The organism is Nonomuraea sp. B208, assembly GCF_057536035.1.
In genome coordinates this window covers 17025-32772 of record NZ_BAAJOU010000011.1, presented here as the reverse complement: position 1 = coordinate 32772, position 15748 = coordinate 17025, and the positions used below count along the sequence as shown (strand labels likewise).

Here is a 15748-nt window from a genome sequence, read left to right as displayed (position 1 = left end):
GTCCGCCGATGCGACCCTCTCCTCATGCCCTCCACGCCCTTCAGGCCATCGCGAACGCGGCCCGGTCCACACGCGCGTCGGCGGGCCGGAAGTTGTCGGTGGCGATCGCCATGATGGGGCCATGACCGAGACGCCCCCCTTCACCGTGCCCGCCGACGCCACGGCATACGCCGAGGCCGTGCAGCTCGCCGTCGACTCCGCCGCCGCCTACTACGCCGACGGCACCTCGACGCTCGACGACGACGCCTACGACCGGCTGGTCCGCGGCATCGCCGTCTACGAGGAGGAGCACCCGGGCGAGGTGCTGCCCGCCTCGCCGACCGGCAAGGTGGCGGGCGGGGCCGTCGTGGGCGACGTGCCGCACACGGTGCCCATGCTGAGCCTGGACAACGTGTTCGGCCCCGAGCAGCTCGCCGACTGGGCGGCCTCGCTGGAGCGGCGGCTCGGCCGTCCGGTGGCGGCGTGGAGCGTGGAGCCCAAGCTCGACGGCCTCGCGATCTCGGCCCGCTACCGGCGCGGCCGGCTGGCGCAGCTCGTCACGCGCGGCGACGGGGTCGCGGGAGAGGACGTCTCGCACGCCATCGGCACCATCGTCGGCCTGCCCGACCGGCTGGCCGAGCCGGTCACGGTGGAGCTGCGCGGCGAGGTCATGATGACCACCAGCCAGTTCGAGGAGGCGTGCGCCAAGCGGCGGGCGCACGACGGCACCACGTTCGCCAACCCGCGCAGCGCTGCGGCGGGCACGCTGCGGGCGCAGGACCGCCCCTACGTGTGCGAGCTGACCTTCTTCGGCTACGGCGCGCTGCCGCGGCCCGACGACGACTCCGAGCAGGCCACGCGGCTGCGCGAGCTGCCGCACAGCCAGGTCATGGAGTGGGTGGCCGCGCAGGGGGTGCAGACCACGGCGGCCACGCCGGTCGCGGGCATCGTCGCCGGCACGCTGGAGCGCGTCCAGGAGCGGGTGGGCGAGATCGCGGCGGTCCGGGCCGAGCTGCCGTTCGGCATCGACGGCATCGTGATCAAGTGCGATCTGGCCGCCGACCAGGCGCAGGCCGGGTTCAGCTCGCGCGCGCCGCGCTGGGCGATCGCCTACAAACTGCCCGCCACAGAGAAGATCACCAAGCTGCTGGCCGTGGAGTGGAACACCGGCCGCACCGGCGTCATCGCCCCGCGCGCCGTGCTGGAGCCGGTCGAGCTCGACGGCAGCCTCGTCACGTACGCGACCCTGCACAACCCCGCCGACATCGCCCGCCGTGGCCTCATGATCGGCGACAGCGTCACCGTCTACAAGGCGGGCGACGTCATCCCGCGGGTCGAGGCGCCCGTCGTGCACCTGCGCACCGGCGACGAGCGGCCCATCGACATCCCCCAGGTCTGCCCGTCGTGCGGCGACGCGATCGACGCCTCCCAGGAGCGGTGGCGGTGCGTGCGCGGGCGCGGATGCCGCGCGATCGCCTCCATCGTCTACGCCGCCGGCCGCGACCAGCTCGACATCGAGGGCCTGGCGGAAAACCGGATCAGGCAGATGCTCGACGCCGGTCTCATCGCCGACTTCGCCGACCTGTTCTTCCTGACCCGCGAGCAGCTGCTCGGCCTCGAACGCATGGGCGCCACCAGCACCGACAACCTCCTGGCCGCCCTCGACCGGGCCAAGGGCCGGCCGCTCAGCCGGGTGTTCTGCGCGCTGGGCGTACGCGGCACGGGCCGATCCATGAGCCGCCGCATCGCCCGCCACTTCGCCACCATGGACGCGATCCGCGCCGCCGACCCTGACGCGATCCAGCAGGTGGACGGCATCGGCCCGGAGAAGGCGCCGGTGGTGGTGGACGAGCTGACCGAGCTCGCCCCGCTCATCGACAAGCTCGTACGCGCGGGCGTCAACATGACCGAGCCCGGCGCCACCCCGCCCGCCGCGGAAGCGACGCCGGACCAGCAGGCAGCGGATTCAGTGATGACGACGACACTGCCGCTGGCCTCGATGTCGGTGGTGGTCACCGGCACGATGACCGGGCCGCTCGCGGCGCTGTCACGCAACGAGGTCAACGAGCTCATCGAGCGAGCCGGCGGCAAGGCCTCCTCCAGCGTGTCCGCCCGGACGTCTTTGCTGGTGGCGGGGGAGAAGGCAGGCTCCAAACACACCAAGGCCCAGCAACTCGGCGTGCCGATCACGACGCCGGAGGAGTTCGCCACCCTCGTCGCCCCCCTGCTCCAGCAACCGTCCGCCTGACCACCCGGACCAGGACCTCGTGGATGCGTGGCTGGGTTGCCGAGTACGCCTGCGCCCAGGCTTCGAACTCGAGCGTGGCGTCGAAGCCCTCGGCCGCCGCGATCCGCACCGCGCTTCTGATGTGCCGTACCAGCCGGGGGTCCAGCTCCGCGCACGCACGCCCCAAGGCTGTGGCGGCGGCCACCGGATCGTCCTCGACCGACAGAGCCAGGCCCGCCTCCACCGCCTCCGCGCCCGTGAGCGTGCCCCCGTCCAGGAGCAGCTTCAACGCGCGCTGCGAGCAGAGGGCCTGCACCAGGAACCAGGCGCAGCCGCCGCCGGGATGCAGACCGAGCTGGGAGAACGTCGCGCCGAACCGAGCTCCCGCACCGGCGATGCGCAGATCACAGGCCATCGCGAGGTTCAGCCCGGCGCCGATCGCGGGTCCGTTCACGGCGGCGATGGTGGGAATGGACAGGGAGCGGAGGATCAGGAAGCTCTCGTACACCTTCTGCAGGTCACCGGTGGCCACCGGCAACATCACCACCGAGGCGCGTCAGCGACGGCCGGGCCCGCCCTGGCGCGGGAGCGGGCCGCCTCAGGTCGTCGCGACGGGACTGTCCTGGCCGCCGCCTCCTCCGCCGGCGCCACCCCCGCCTCGATCACGCACTCCGCCGGCACGACCCGGTTCACCAGACCCATCCGCCGGGCGGTCCAGGCGTCGACGTTCCTGCCGAGAAGCACCGGCTCGGCTAAGTGTGACATTGCCACGTGTTTCCGCTGTTCGATGAAAATCGTCATCCGCTCACACCGGCCAGCTCGCCGAACTCCTTCGCGTAGTCCTGGATGCGTCCCTGCACCTGCCGCAGCTCGACGCGGCAGGCTGCGTTGCCCGGCCAGGCCGGCTCGGGCATGTCCGGATGCGCCTGCTCGAACTCGCGCAGCCGCGGGTGCCACTTCGACAGGAAGGGCCGCAGCTCCTGGTTGAGCATGGTGATCGCCAGTTGCTCGACCGTCCGGTCACCAGCGGGCACCGACGGCCTGCCCGCCTTCAGGGTGTCGCGGACGGTGGCGAACAGGCCATAGAGCGACGAGAGCGCCTCGCGGGTCAGGCCCTCGTCGTCGTTCAACGGCTGGGTGGACACGCGAGTGGTGATCTCCACGAACAGCTTCCATGCGACGTCACGGCTCTCGTCATCGACCACGAATGTCAGCTTGACCTCGGCCGGCGGGGATGATCGGTTGCGGATCCGGGCCACCACGACGCACGCCATCCCGGCCACCGCCCCGGCGGCGACGGAGAGTCCACGTCCTCCGATGCGGGTCAGCTCGAAGATCACCAGTCCGGCGACCAGTCCGGCGACGGCCGCCGCGGCCATGTGGACGACGCGTCCGCGCGGCAATGGAGTCCGGGCTGAGATGTAGTCGGCGACGGTGACGAGGAGCAGCGCGGCGCGGGTGCGTGGGTCGTCGTCGCCGTGGCGTTCACGCAGCCGCGCCGTCAGGGGCGACGACCGTTCGTCGAGCGCGGCCAGCCTGGACAGCAGGGTCTCGGCGACGTCGGCGGGCAGGTCCTCCAGGGTGACCAGGTGACGTGCGTGCGCCACGACCTCAGGCCCCGGCTCCGGTGCGGTGAGGTGTTCGGCGACGGCCCGGGCCGCCGCGGGCAGGCAGCCGCGCCGGGCCGGCTCCGGCACGGCGCGGAGCACCCTCGGGTGCACGGACACGCAGTCGCCCGCCGCCGCGAGGAGGCACCGGCGGGTCAGTGACTCCAGGGCGGGCAGCAGCCGCTCCTGCGTCTCCTGCCTGCTCCAGCCGTGCAGCAGTGCCGCCGCGCGGCTCAGCAGGGCTCGCGGGAGCGGGGCCGGCGTGAGGAACGACGCCAGGCCGAGCACCGTCCACGCCGGGATGTCCAGCTCGCGCAGGATGTCCGCCAGCACGCTGTCCGCCGTGCCCGCGACCTGGTGGCGGTACTCGGTGAGCGAGATCATGCCGCGGCCCGTCCGCAGTTCCGCGCCCGCCATGCGGAGGTCGTGCGGATGTCCGCTCAGGTCGCGGACGAGCGCGGCGGCCTCGGCCTCCTCCCCGGGCCCGTACGCGTCCCTGAGCAGGGCGAGCCCTTCGGCCTCCGTCAGGCCGCCCAGTCGTACGGGGCCGCCGAGGTCGGTGAAGCGGTCCTCCTGGCAGGTCAGGATCGTGCGTACGTACCGGGAGGGGATCAGCAGCTTCCGGACGGTCTCGTCGGAGATCCCGGCGGGAAGCTGGTCGACGATCCACAGCGCCGGCTCCGCCCGCCCCCTGAAATGGGCGGCGACATGCGGGAGGAGGCGGTCGTCGGGCACGCCGGCGAGCGGGATCCCGGTGGCGACGGCCATGTCGCGCACCAGGCGGCGGTAGTCGAGCAGCAGGTCGGGGCCCGTCTTCCCGGGGTCGAGGGTGAAGCAGTGCACCCCGCCGGGGAAGGCGGCGGCGAACTCCTGGGCGTACTGGGCCGCCAGCGTGGTCTTGCCGCTCCCCGGCAGCCCGGAGACCACCGCCACGCCCATCCGAGGCCCCGGCGCGACGAGCGCGGACGTGCCCGCCTGCAGGGCCGAGTGCAGGCGCCACAGCTCGGCGTACCGGTGGACGGCCTCGCGGTCGGGCAGCGGCTCGCCCGGCCACCAATGGGGCGGCTCGGCACTCGCCGCCGCGCCGAGCGGTCCGGACAGCGCCGCCACCCGCTCGGCCACCTCCTCGGCGAAGCGCCGGCGTTCGGGCTCGGAGGCGGGCGGCCGCCGGTACTTCAGGTCGCGTAACTCGACGGGCTCGATGTGGTCCGAGCCGTCCTCGGGGTTGACCACGAGGACGCGCCCCCGCACCGTACGGCTCCGCTGCGCCAGCAGGAACGCGAACGTCAGCTCGAGCTGGCAGGCCGGTCGCGTCGGATAGGCCCGCGAGTAGTAGGCGAGCAGGACGGCCGACCTCAGCACGCCCTCGGTGATCTTCCTGGTGATGCTCTCGTGATGGCCGATCGACCGTTCGTCGCGGAAGACGCGCAGGGGCCGGCCGCGCACCTTCGCCCCGCGCAGCGCGTCCTCCAGGGCGCGCGCCTCCTCCCGGTCGTCGCCGGCGTAACTGAGGAAGACGTCGTACTCGTCCGGCCCCATGACGGTCCCCTCGCAAGACTGGTGGACGCCCCGATACGGTGTTCGACTGCTCAGGTAGAGGATTATCCACTTTCGGCGGATGGCTGCCATTCAGGAGGAGAAAAGCCCCCCAAGGGAGGAGGATCTTCCGTCCGGTGAACGAAGGGTGCTCCTGCCTCTTGGGAGGCTGCTTTCAGTTCCCGCCGGCGACCGTCCTGAGGGCGATCAGGAGGATGAACAGCGGGATGGTCATACTCGTCCCGAGAACGGCGAGTATGAGGCACAAGCGGACGGTCCGGGCTTTGCTTTCCAGGGCGTCCCGGACCGTCCGTCCGCATTCGGACGCCACGCTCGGCGCGTCATCCTCTTCCTTGTCGTCATTTGTCATGACGAGACAGTCCCGTATGGCCGCCCCGACGTGCAACAACGCGAAAATTATTCAAGCGTGATAATCATCCGCCCGGACTGATAATCGTGATCCGCGGGGATGTGATTCTTGAACATCGCGGCTATTGGAGCCCCGAGCGGACCGAGGTGATGCGGCGGGTGTTGAAGCCGAGCCAGTGCATCCGCCCCACATACCGCGCGTGCTCCACCTTCAGGCAGCGGTCCATGATCACGGTCACGCCGCCGTCCTCGGCGATCCGCGCGCCCTCCTCGTTGATCACGCCGAACTGGCACCAGAGGGCGGCGGCCCGGATCGACACGGTCTCCCGCGCGAGGTCCGGCAGCGCGTCGGGGGCGCGGAAGACGTTCACCAGGTCGACCGGCACCGGCACGTCGAGCAGGCTGGGGTAGCTGGGCTCGCCGAGGATCTCCTTCTCGCGCGGGTTGACCGGGATCACCCGGTAGCCGTGCCGCTTGAGGTAGTAGCCGACGAAATGGCTGGCCCGCAGCTCGTTGCCGGACAGGCCGACGATCGCGATCGTCCTGGTCGAGTGGAGCACCCGCTGGATCGTCAGCGGGTCCTGGTAGCGTCCGAGCTCGGTCATGCCGTCCCCGCCTTCTTCCCGATCGCCGCGCCGACGCGGGCGAAGCCCTGTTCCAGGTCCCAGATGAGGTCCGCGACCGACTCGGTGCCGACCGACAGCCGCACCGTGCCGGGCCCGACGCCGGCCGCCCGCAGCTCGTCGTCGCCGAGCTGGCGGTGCGTCGTGCTGGCCGGGTGGATGACCAGGCTCTTGGCGTCGCCGACGTTCGCCAGGTGCGACCAGAGCGTCAGGCCGCCGATGAGGCCCTGCCCGCCGGCCCGGCCGCCCGCGCAGTCGAAGGAGAACACCGCGCCGGCGCCGCGCGGCAGGTATTTCTCCACCAGGGGCGCGTACTTCGCGCCCGGCAGGCCGGGATAGGTCACGTTGGAGGCCAGCTCGTGCCCGTCGAGGAAGGCCGCGACCGCCCGCGCGTTCTCGACGTGCCGGTCCATCCGCAGCGACAGCGTCTCCAGACCCTGGAGGAGCAGGAAGGCGTTGAACGGCGACAGCGCCGCGCCGAGGTCGCGCAGGGTCTCGGCGCGCAGCTTCATCAGGTAGCCGTACTCGCCGAACGTCTCGTGGAAGCGCAGCCCGTGGTAGGCCGGCGACGGGTCGGCGACCACCGGGAAGCGCCCGTTGGACCAGTCGAACGTGCCCGCCTCCACGACCACCCCGCCGATGCTGGTGCCGTGGCCGCCGATGAACTTGGTCGCCGAGTGGACCACGATGTCGGCGCCCCACTCGATCGGCCGGCACAGGTAGGGGGTCGCGAACGTGTTGTCCACGACGAGCGGCAGCCCGTGCTCGTGCGCGATGGCCGCCACGGTCTCGATGTCGAGCACGTTGCCGGCGGGGTTGCCGATCGTCTCGGCGAAGAACGCCTTGGTGGTGGGCCGCACCGCCTGCCGCCAGGCGTCCGGGTCGTCCGGGTCCACCCACGTCAGCTCCACGCCCATCTTGCGCAGCAGGTGCTTGAGCTGGTTGACGGTCCCGCCGTAGAGGGCCGAGGACGACACGACGTGGTCGCCGGGCTGGAGCAGGGTGAAGAGCGCGGCGGCCTGCGCGGCGATGCCGCTGGCGAAGGCCACCGCGCCGCTGCCGCCCTCCAGGTTGGCCACCCGCTCCTCGAACACGGCGACGGTCGGGTTCATGATCCGTGAGTACGTGTTCCCGTACTCCTGGAGGTTGAAGTACGCCGCCGCGGACTCGGGGTCCTCGAAGACGTAGCTGGTGGTCTGGAAGATCGGCACCGCCCGCGCGCCCGTGTTGGGGTCGGGCCGCTGCCCGGCGTGCAGTTGCCGGGTCTCGAAGCCGAACTCGCGGGCCTGTTCGGCCCGGGGGAGGTCGCGGGGGGACTGGTCGGTCACGAGAAGAACCTCTTCCTCGCTGTCATCCGGCTCCGCCGAGGAACCGGCGGATGATGGGAGTCTGCCGCGCCTCTTCGAGCAGGAAGCAGTCGTGCCCGTACGGGGCGTCGATCAGCTCGTACGACACCGGCTTGCCGGCGGCCCGCAGCGCCCGCTCGATCTCCTCCGAGGCCGACGGCGGGTAGAGCCAGTCGGAGCTGAAGGCGATGAGCAGCGTCCGCGCCTCGACGCCGGCCAGCGCCCGCGCGAGCGAGCCGCCGCCGTGCCGCCTGGCGAGGTCGAAGTACGTCAGGGCGCGCGAGAGATAGAGGTAGGTGTTGGCGTCGAAGCGCTTGACGAAGGCGTCGGCCTGGTGGCGCAGATAGCTCTCCACCTCGAACTCCGGCTCGGTGATGGTGTAGCGCAGGTCGTCGGCGTGCTGGAGCCGCCGGCCGAACTTCTCGCTGAGCGCGGGCCCGGACAGGTAGGTGATGTGGCCGACCATGCGCCCGACGCCCATGCCGGCGTCGGGGGCGCGGCCGGTGCCGTAGTAGCGGCCGCCCTGCCAGGCCGGGTCGCGCAGGATCGACTCGCGGGCGATCGCGTTCCAGGCCACGCCCTGCGGGTGGAGGGCGTGCGTGCTGGCGATGGCGACGACGGCGTCCACCTGGCCGGGGTAGCGCACCGCCCATTCGAGCGCCTGCATCCCGCCGAGCGAGCCGCCGGCGACCGCGGCGAGCCGTTCGACGCCGAGGGCGTCGAGGAAGGCGCGCTGGGTCCGGACCATGTCCGCGACCGTGATGACCGGGAAGTCCGGCCCGTACGGCCGGCCCGTCGCCGGGTCCACCGAGGACGGCCCGGTCGTGCCGCGGCAGCCGCCGAGCAGGTTCGTGGAGACGACGAAGAACCGGTCGGTGTCGAACGCCTTGCCGGGGCCGATCATGCCGTCCCACCAGCCGAGCGCCCTGCCGCCCGCGCCGTCGCGCTCCTCGGCGCCGAACCCGTCGCGGGTGCCCGCCTCGACCGGCGCCGTGGACACGCCCGCCGCGTGGGCGTCGCCGCTGAGGGCGTGGCAGACCAGGATGACGTTGTCGCGCCGGGGCGACAGGGTGCCGTAGGTCTCGTACGCCACCCGGACCGGATGCAGGTCGCGGCCACAGTCGAGCCGCACGGGCCGGGGCAGGTCGAGGTAGCGGGTCTCGACAGCGCCCACGGAGCCGGCGAGGGTCCTGGCTGGCTGCGACATGGGCTTATGGTAGCCGCCACGCCCGGTGTATGGTCAAATACCTACCGGAATAGCGGGTAGTGAGCGAAGGGCGGAAGGTATGACCACGGTCTCCAACGGCGTGAACGTCCAGGCGCTGCTGGACGCGCGCGAGGCGCTGAAGGACGCGCCCGACGCCGCGCGGTTCGTCTGGCGGGCCTCCAGCACCTGGCGGAACGGCGTGCACAGCACGACGACGGTCAAGGAGTTCTTCGGGCTCGGGGAGGAGCGCTCCCACCGCAGCGAGGCGGTGTTCGACGCCGACCACCCCGAGGTCTTCGCGGCCGAGGACAACGGCATCACGCCGATCGAGTACCTGCTCGTCGGCCTGGCGAGCTGCCTGACGGCCGGCGTCGCCTCCGTCGCCCAGAACCGCGGCATCCAGCTCCGCTCCGTCGAGGCGCGGCTCGAAGGCACCCACGACATCCGCGGCATCCTGGGCGCCGACAGCGACGTACGCAACGGCTTCGACGACATCAAGGTGACGTTCGAGATCGACGCGGACGCCTCGCGGCAGGACATCGAGGCCCTGGTGGCCCAGTCCCAGAAGCGCTCGGCGGTGTTCGACGCCCTGACGAACCCGACGAACGTCACCGTCGAAGTCGCCTGAGGGCCGAGCCATCACCGAGCGGGTCACGACGGTCGTCATCGGGGCGGGGCACGCGGGCCTCGCCGCCGGCCACTTCCTCACCGCGCGCTCGATCGACCACGTCGTGATCGAGCGCGGCGAGGTGGCCAACTCCTGGCACCGCGAACGATGGGACTCCTTCCGGCTGCTCACCCCCAACTGGCAGAGCCGCCTGCCGGGCCTCGCCTACGAAGGCCCGGACCCCGACGGCTACATGACCACGAAGGAGGTGACGCAGCTCATCGAGCGCTTCGCCGCGCTCTCCGGCTCGCCCGTACGGACCGGCACGGCCGTCACGTCCGTCCGGCGCGACGGCGACGGCTACCTGGTGACCACCGGCCACGGCGAGATCGCCTGCCGGACGGTGGTCGTCGCGACCGGGGCGTGCAACCTGCCGGCGGTGCCGGCCTTCAGCGAGGCGGTGCCGCCGTCGGTGCGGCAGCTGACGCCGTTCGACTACCGCGAGCCCGGCCGGCTCCCCGAGGGCGGCGTGCTCGTCGTCGGGGCGTCGGCCACCGGCGTGCAACTGGCCGCCGAGCTGCGCGCCTCGGGCCGGCCGGTGACGCTGTCGGTGGGGGAGCACGTCCGCATGCCGCGCACCTACCGGGGGCGCGACGTGCTCTGGTGGATGGACGCCTCCGGCGTGTGGGACCAGCGCCACGACGAGATCGAGGACCTGGAACGCGCCAGGCGGCTGCCCTCGCCCCAGCTCGTGGGCACGCCCGAACGAACGACGCTCGACCTCAACGCGCTCACCGCGATGGGCGTCGAGCTCGTGGGCCGCTGGGCGGGCGTGCGGGACGGCCGGGCGCTGTTCTCCGGCGGGCTGCGCAACGTGTTCTCGCTGGCCGACCTCAAGATGGAGCGGCTGCTGGACACGTTCGACACGTGGGCCCGCGAGCACGGCAGGGACGGCGAGGTCGGCCCGCCCGAGCGGTTCGCGCCGACCCGGGTGCCCGAGTCGGCGCGCTGGCAGCTCGACCTGGGCAGCGGGGAGATTCGCACGATCGTGTGGGCCACCGGCTTCCGGCCCGACTACCGCTGGCTCGACGTGCCGGTGCTCGACGCGAAGGGCCGGCTGCGCCACGACGGCGGCGTGGCCGACAGCCCCGGCCTGTACGCGCTGGGCCTGCCCCTGCTGCGGCGGCGCAGGTCCACGTTCATCCACGGCATCGAGGACGACGCCCGCGAGGTCATCGCCCACCTGGCGCGGCACTTGGCGTGAGCGGCGGCGGCGGGGTGGGGGCGCCCTGGAAGAGGGTGTCCTCGGGCCGCAGCGGCACGTTCGCCTCGCGGACGTAGTACGCGGGCCGGGGCGGCGCGAGGCGGTGGACGTAGCGGCCGACCACCGCCACGGCGGCCAGCGTCACCGCCGGCACCAGCAGGTGCGCGCCCGGCAGCCCCAGCGCCGCGGCGACCAGGCCCAGCGCCGCCAGCAGGTAGACGACGTTCAACGGCCGCCAGGAGAACCCGAAGAACAGCTCGAAGGAGTGCCCCGCCAGCCGGGCCAGCCGCAGCTTGGACCGGCCGGCGTCGCGTTCGCGATGGCTGACCTCGACCAGGGTGTGCCGCGCCCCCACCAGCGGCACCGCGGCCATGAACCACGGCAGCCGCAGGTCCATGATCGTGCGGGCGACGGGCGTGCGGACGAGCCGGAAGGTGGACGCCCCTCTGGGCATCTCGATGCGGAACACCGCCCGCGCCGCCCAGTGCATCCCGGCCGAGCCGAGCCTGCGCACGAGCGGGTCGCGCCGCCGCACCCGGCGGCCGAAGACGACGTCGTAGTGGCCGCCGGCGGCGCCGTCGAGCAGCCGCCAGATCTGCGACGGCGGGACCTGAAGGTCGGCGTCGCACTGGACGGTCCAGGGCTGCCCGGCGTGCCGGAACCCGGCCGCCATGACGGCCTCGATGCCGAAATTTCGGGTGAAGGACAGAAAACGCACCCGCGGGTCGGTCTCGGCGAGCGCCCGGATGCGGGCGAGGGAGTCGTCGGTGCTGCCGTCGTCCACGAAGAGGATCTCCAGGTCCTCGACGGCGGCCAGCTCCGCCGTCAGCTCCCGGTAGGCCACCTCGACCTGCGCGCCCTCGTTGAAGCAGGGGACGAGCACGGTCAGTCCGGTCGGTGCGCCAGTCGGTGCGCCCGTCATCGCGCCCTCCACAAAGCCAGGCCGAGGACGAGCGGGTTCGCCCCCAGCGCGTACACGGCCCCGGCCGCCCCGGCCAGGGAGATCGCCACCACGCCCAGCCCGGCGACGGCGGCCAGGGCGACGACGACCGCCCTGGCGTTGGCCCGCAGGTTCGTGTGCTCGACCACGAACGTGGCGCCGCTCGCCAGCGCCTGCATGGGCAGCAGGGTGAGGGCGAGCACGGCGAGCGCGACCGGCCCGTCCACCCCCCACACGGCCAGCACGACCCCGGCGGTCAGCAGCCACAGGGCCGCGCCCAGCGCGGCGAGCCCGGCCATGCGCCGGGCGAGCACCCGCGCCCCGGCCACGCCGCCGCCCGCCACGCGCAGCGAGAGCTGCGGCTGGTAGATGCGCTGCACGGTGTAGAGGATCGACAGCGCGAACCCCCAGCCGAGCGTCACCAGGTAGAGGTCGCCGCTGTGGGCCGCGTACGGGCTCAGCGCCAGCTCCACGAACAGCGCGCCGATCATCGCGTTGTTCATGACGTCGGCCGCGCCCATCAGCAGCACGGTCCCGGCCAGCACGCGGCGCGCCCCCGGCCGGGGCCGCCGCACGCGCGGCAGCCCCGGCAGCAGCGCGACGTTGAGCGCGGTGACCAGCGCCAGCAGCCCGGTCAGGTAGCCGGCGGGCCCGATCCCCGCCAGGAACGCCAGCGCCGCCATCGTGCCCATCCCGACGCCCAGCACGGCGAAGTGCACGGTGTCGCGGGTGTAGTGGCCGAGCGCGCGGTGCAGGGCCACGCCCAGCATGCCGCAGCCCAGCCCCACGTAGTAGGCGACGCCCAGCAGGTAGAGCGTGACCCGCGCGTCCGGGGCGAGCGCCAGCGCGGTCACGGCCGCGAGCGCGGGCGGCAGCGGCACGTAGGCGACCAGCGCGCGGAGCATCCCGGTGAGGTCGTCGCGGGTGCGGTGGGCCCGCGGGATGAGCTTCAGCGCCGCCTTCTCGCCGCCGGACTGCACGACCATGCACAGCCAGCCGACCGCGCCCATCACCGCCGCGTAGGCGTTGAAGTCGGGGCGGCTCCAGGCCAGGGCGAGCAGGGCCGCCGAGCCGTACAGCATGAGACGGAAGACGGCCCGGCCGGCCAGCAGCGTCGTCAGCCGGGACAGGCCGACGCGGTGGGAGACGGCGGTCATCCGGCGTCCAGGTCGGCGATCACGCGCTCGCGCAGCGGGTACGAGCCGTCCCGCAGGTGGGCCCGCAGGGCGTCCTCGACCGCCTCGGCGCCGAAGCGGTCCAGCACGCCGGTCGGCGAGGGCCCTCTCTCCACCTGGAACAGCGCGGCGAAGAACGTCCGCAGCGGGCCGGACTCGAAGCGCTCGGGCAGGGGGAGCAGCTTCCGCACCGCCGCCGGGTCCGGCGCGGCGACCGGCGGCGCGGCCACCCACGTGGCCTCGCGGCCCGGCCCGGCGAACCAGGCCCGTACGTGCCCCAGCCGCTCGGCCGCCCACGGGTCGTCCGGCGCGAGCCGCGCCCGGGCCAGCCGCAGGTCGTAGCAGGTGGCGTGCAGGGCCGCGCACACCTGGGCGAACGCGACGGGCTTGGCGGGCAGGTCGCCGGCCGGGACCTCGCTGACCTCCGCCAGCAGCCCGGCGGCGCTCTCGTCGGTCCTGGCCCGCTCCACCAGCGCGTCGAACTCCCGGTACCAGCGGGTCATCGCGGCCCGGTCGGGCATGGAGTCGTCGTCGTTGTCGCGGATCCAGCGGATCATCCGGGCCGGCAGGTACGGCTCCAGCGGATCCCCGGCCACTGACCGGGGCACGACCGGCGCCGCCCTGAACACGGCCCCGCAGGAGCGGCACGACCGGCGCCGCCCGCGCAGCCGTACGGGATGCGGGTCCCCGCACTGCACGCAGCGCACCGCGACGGCCCCCTTCACAGCGGCACCGCCAGGGCGGAGGAGGGCCGCAGCTCGGCGCCCAGGTCGCGCTTGACCTCGGCCTGGCCCTTGCCGAGCACCAGCCCGCGCCGGCCCGACCGGATGGCCCATTCGATCATGCGGACGTACCCGTCGAAGTAGAGGTGCTTGCGGCCGCCCTCCTCGGGAGGGACGGCACCCCAGCTCAGGCAGACGGGCCAGTCGGGATGGTCGAGGATGAGCGACAGGCCGAGCAGCCGCCGGCCGTCCCGGTAGGTGAGCGCGACGCTCTCGCCGCTGCCGATCAGCGTCTCCAGGTAGGGGAGGGGGAGCGGCGGGGCGGGCGAGAGCCTGCTGCGGTGCTTGAGGTCGTTCTCGGCGCGCAGGCGGGCGGCCTCGTCCGCGCCGACCAGGTCGCGGGCCGGGCCGACGCGCACCGACAGCTCGGCGGCGAACGTCTTCGCGCGCCTGCGCAGGGAGTCGCGGCGGCGCGGGTCGAGCACGGCGTACCAGTCGTCCAGGCGCGGCCAGGGCAGGGCCAGCCTGGCGAGGGGCGCGGTGGGGATGCGCAGCCGGAGCGGGCCGGGCAGCAGGGCGTCCTCGCCCTCCGACACCTCGCGCCAGACGGTGCTCCGCCAGCCGGGGCCGAGCGCGCGGCGCACCGCGCGGAGGTAGGCGGTCAGGAGCTCGGGGTCGTGCTCGTCCCGCCACCACCAGCCCTTCTGGGAGCGGTTGCCGGGCGCGTGCACGTCCACGATGCCCGCGGGGGAGCGGCGGGGGCCGGCGTACCGGCCCGCGACGGAGCGCCGGGGGTCGGCGTACCGGCCGCGCCGCAGCCTCGGGGCGCGCAGCGAGGCCGCCACCGCGCCCGCCGCCCGCCCGTCGCGCCGCAGCACGGCCAGCACGACGGGGGCCTGGGCGGCCCAGGCGTAGGCGCGCAGCAGGTCCCAGCGCCAGGTCACCCGCTGCCCGGCGGCCCGGCGTAACTCCTCCCAGTCGCCGGGCTCCGGGTCGTGCCGGGGGTCCAGCAGCTCCACCTTCATCCGAGCGCCCACCGGGGCACCGCCACGAGTCTCATGGGGAGGTATTCGAACCCCAGGGAGCGTTTCTCGTCAACGAAGCCGCGTCCGGCGTACAGGCTCTCGGCCTTACCCGCCACCGCGTGCGCCACGATCCGGGTGTAGCTGTAGAAGAAGAGGTCCTTGCGCCCGCCTTCGGCGGGGGTCAGCGCCGCGAACGGCCCGTACATCGGGGTGACCGGGTGGTCGTAGACGACGGCGAGGCCGATCAGCCGGTCGCCGTCGTGGTAGGAGACGGTCCAGACGTCGTCGCGGGGGATCAGCTCGGCGAAGTAGGCGGCGGGCAGCGACAGGCGGCGGTCGAACGCGGCGGCCGGCCGGGCGAGGAGCCGCCCGGCGAGGGCGGCCGGGCCCCTGGCGGGGGCGGGGCGCGAGGTGATCCTGACGGCCTGGCGCTCGTGGAGGTCGGCGAGCTCGGCGGGGTCGAGGTCGGTGCGCCCGGCGCCGGTCACGACGCGCAGCGTGCCGTCCTGCTCGATGCGCCGGGCCTGGCGGCGCAGCGAGGCGCGGCGGCTGCCGCTCAGCGTGCCGAGCCAGCCGTCGGCGGACGTCCAGCGCAGGGGTAACAGGGTCGTGCCGGGGGAGGGGCGGACGACCGCGCCGCGCCTGGCCACTAGCGGCAGGGCGGGCTCGGTGACCATGCGGTAGACGACTCCGGCCAGCCACGGGCCGAACTCCTCGCGGGCGGCCCGTTCGAAGCCCCTGATGACCGCGCGGCCCTCGGGGCCGTCCGGCAGGACCCAGGTGGGGCCGTTGGAGTGGGCGGGCAGGCGTACGTCGAGCAGGAACGGCCCCCGGCCCGACCGGAGCGCGCCGACGGCGCCGACCACCCGTTCACCGTCGCGGGCCACGCACAGCAGCGGCCGGGCCCAGGAGCCGTCGAAGGAGGCGCGGATCACGTCGTACGACCAGATCGCCGTGAGTTCCCTGGCGCGGCGGAAGTCCTCCCAGCCGGCGGGTTCGGGGTCGCGGCCGGGCTGGAAGAAGTCGAACCTCACCGGTACGTCCTTGACTGACACGTAATACAACGAATCTGCAACAGAGTCATTTGAGATAAACGATCGCAGTATATGTCTGATTTGATC

General features: G+C 73.3%; 15 protein-coding genes. 3 read left to right on the top strand and 12 right to left on the bottom strand.

Translation table 11 applies throughout. From position 1 onward, the window contains the following. Positions 1-121: 121 nt before the first annotated feature. Positions 122-2227 carry an NAD-dependent DNA ligase LigA gene (gene ligA / locus AC27IY_RS09870; protein WP_487177731.1) on the top strand — a complete coding sequence of 702 codons (2106 nt, stop codon included), beginning with the start codon at positions 122-124 and terminating at the stop codon, positions 2225-2227. Here the strand turns inward: ligA and AC27IY_RS09865 are convergent. From AC27IY_RS09865 to metX, 7 genes are all read right to left on the bottom strand, one after another. Further along, positions 2166-2738, bottom strand: a complete 573-nt coding sequence (locus tag AC27IY_RS09865) for an enoyl-CoA hydratase-related protein (RefSeq protein WP_487177730.1) — start codon at positions 2736-2738, stop codon at positions 2166-2168. The genes ligA and AC27IY_RS09865 overlap by 62 nt on opposite strands. Positions 2739-2746: 8 nt before the next feature. Then, entirely contained in the window at positions 2747-2971 is a 225-nt protein-coding gene (locus AC27IY_RS09860; RefSeq protein ID WP_487177729.1) for a hypothetical protein, read from the bottom strand. A 32-nt stretch (positions 2972-3003) separates the two neighbouring features. Beyond that, positions 3004-5352 (bottom strand): toll/interleukin-1 receptor domain-containing protein, encoded by a 2349-nt coding sequence (locus AC27IY_RS09855; protein WP_487177728.1) that lies wholly within the window; start codon positions 5350-5352, stop codon positions 3004-3006. A 172-nt stretch (positions 5353-5524) separates the two neighbouring features. Then, complete coding sequence (locus AC27IY_RS09850) at positions 5525-5719, bottom strand: hypothetical protein (protein ID WP_423444888.1); 195 nt, start codon at positions 5717-5719, stop codon at positions 5525-5527. A gap of 121 nt (positions 5720-5840) precedes the next feature. Further along, a complete protein-coding gene (locus AC27IY_RS09845; RefSeq protein ID WP_329581780.1) occupies positions 5841-6323 on the bottom strand; it encodes a CoA-binding protein in 483 nt (160 codons plus the stop codon). Then, positions 6320-7669 (bottom strand): O-acetylhomoserine aminocarboxypropyltransferase/cysteine synthase family protein, encoded by a 1350-nt coding sequence (locus tag AC27IY_RS09840; protein ID WP_423472880.1) that lies wholly within the window; start codon positions 7667-7669, stop codon positions 6320-6322. The genes AC27IY_RS09845 and AC27IY_RS09840 overlap by 4 nt, the downstream gene beginning before the upstream one ends. A gap of 22 nt (positions 7670-7691) precedes the next feature. Continuing rightward, positions 7692-8894 carry a homoserine O-acetyltransferase MetX gene (metX, locus tag AC27IY_RS09835; protein ID WP_487177727.1) on the bottom strand — a complete coding sequence of 401 codons (1203 nt, stop codon included), beginning with the start codon at positions 8892-8894 and terminating at the stop codon, positions 7692-7694. A gap of 79 nt (positions 8895-8973) precedes the next feature. Here metX and AC27IY_RS09830 point away from each other — a divergent pair, with 79 nt between their 5' ends. Further along, complete coding sequence (locus AC27IY_RS09830) at positions 8974-9522, top strand: OsmC family protein (RefSeq protein ID WP_344204266.1); 549 nt, start codon at positions 8974-8976, stop codon at positions 9520-9522. Positions 9523-9532: 10 nt separating this feature from the next. After that, positions 9533-10765, top strand: coding sequence for an NAD(P)-binding domain-containing protein (locus AC27IY_RS09825; protein WP_487177768.1), 1233 nt, complete (start codon positions 9533-9535; stop codon positions 10763-10765). Here the strand turns inward: AC27IY_RS09825 and AC27IY_RS09820 are convergent. The 5 genes from AC27IY_RS09820 to AC27IY_RS09800 are packed head-to-tail and all read right to left on the bottom strand — an operon-like array spanning position 10734 to position 15661. Continuing rightward, entirely contained in the window at positions 10734-11687 is a 954-nt protein-coding gene (locus AC27IY_RS09820) for a glycosyltransferase (RefSeq protein WP_487177726.1), read from the bottom strand. The two genes, AC27IY_RS09825 and AC27IY_RS09820, sit on opposite strands and share 32 nt — an antisense overlap. Beyond that, entirely contained in the window at positions 11684-12862 is a 1179-nt protein-coding gene (locus AC27IY_RS09815) for a hypothetical protein (RefSeq protein ID WP_487177725.1), read from the bottom strand. Before AC27IY_RS09815 ends, AC27IY_RS09820 begins: the two co-directional genes overlap by 4 nt. Then, positions 12859-13605, bottom strand: coding sequence for a hypothetical protein (locus tag AC27IY_RS09810; RefSeq protein ID WP_487177724.1), 747 nt, complete (start codon positions 13603-13605; stop codon positions 12859-12861). Before AC27IY_RS09810 ends, AC27IY_RS09815 begins: the two co-directional genes overlap by 4 nt. Further along, on the bottom strand, positions 13602-14639 hold the full coding sequence (locus tag AC27IY_RS09805) for a hypothetical protein (RefSeq protein WP_487177723.1): 1038 nt from the start codon (positions 14637-14639) through the stop codon (positions 13602-13604). The genes AC27IY_RS09810 and AC27IY_RS09805 overlap by 4 nt, the downstream gene beginning before the upstream one ends. After that, the gene (locus AC27IY_RS09800; protein ID WP_423472868.1) at positions 14624-15661 is read right to left on the bottom strand and encodes a GNAT family N-acetyltransferase; all 1038 of its coding nucleotides are present in this window, start codon (positions 15659-15661) and stop codon (positions 14624-14626) included. Before AC27IY_RS09800 ends, AC27IY_RS09805 begins: the two co-directional genes overlap by 16 nt. Positions 15662-15748: the final 87 nt, after the last annotated feature.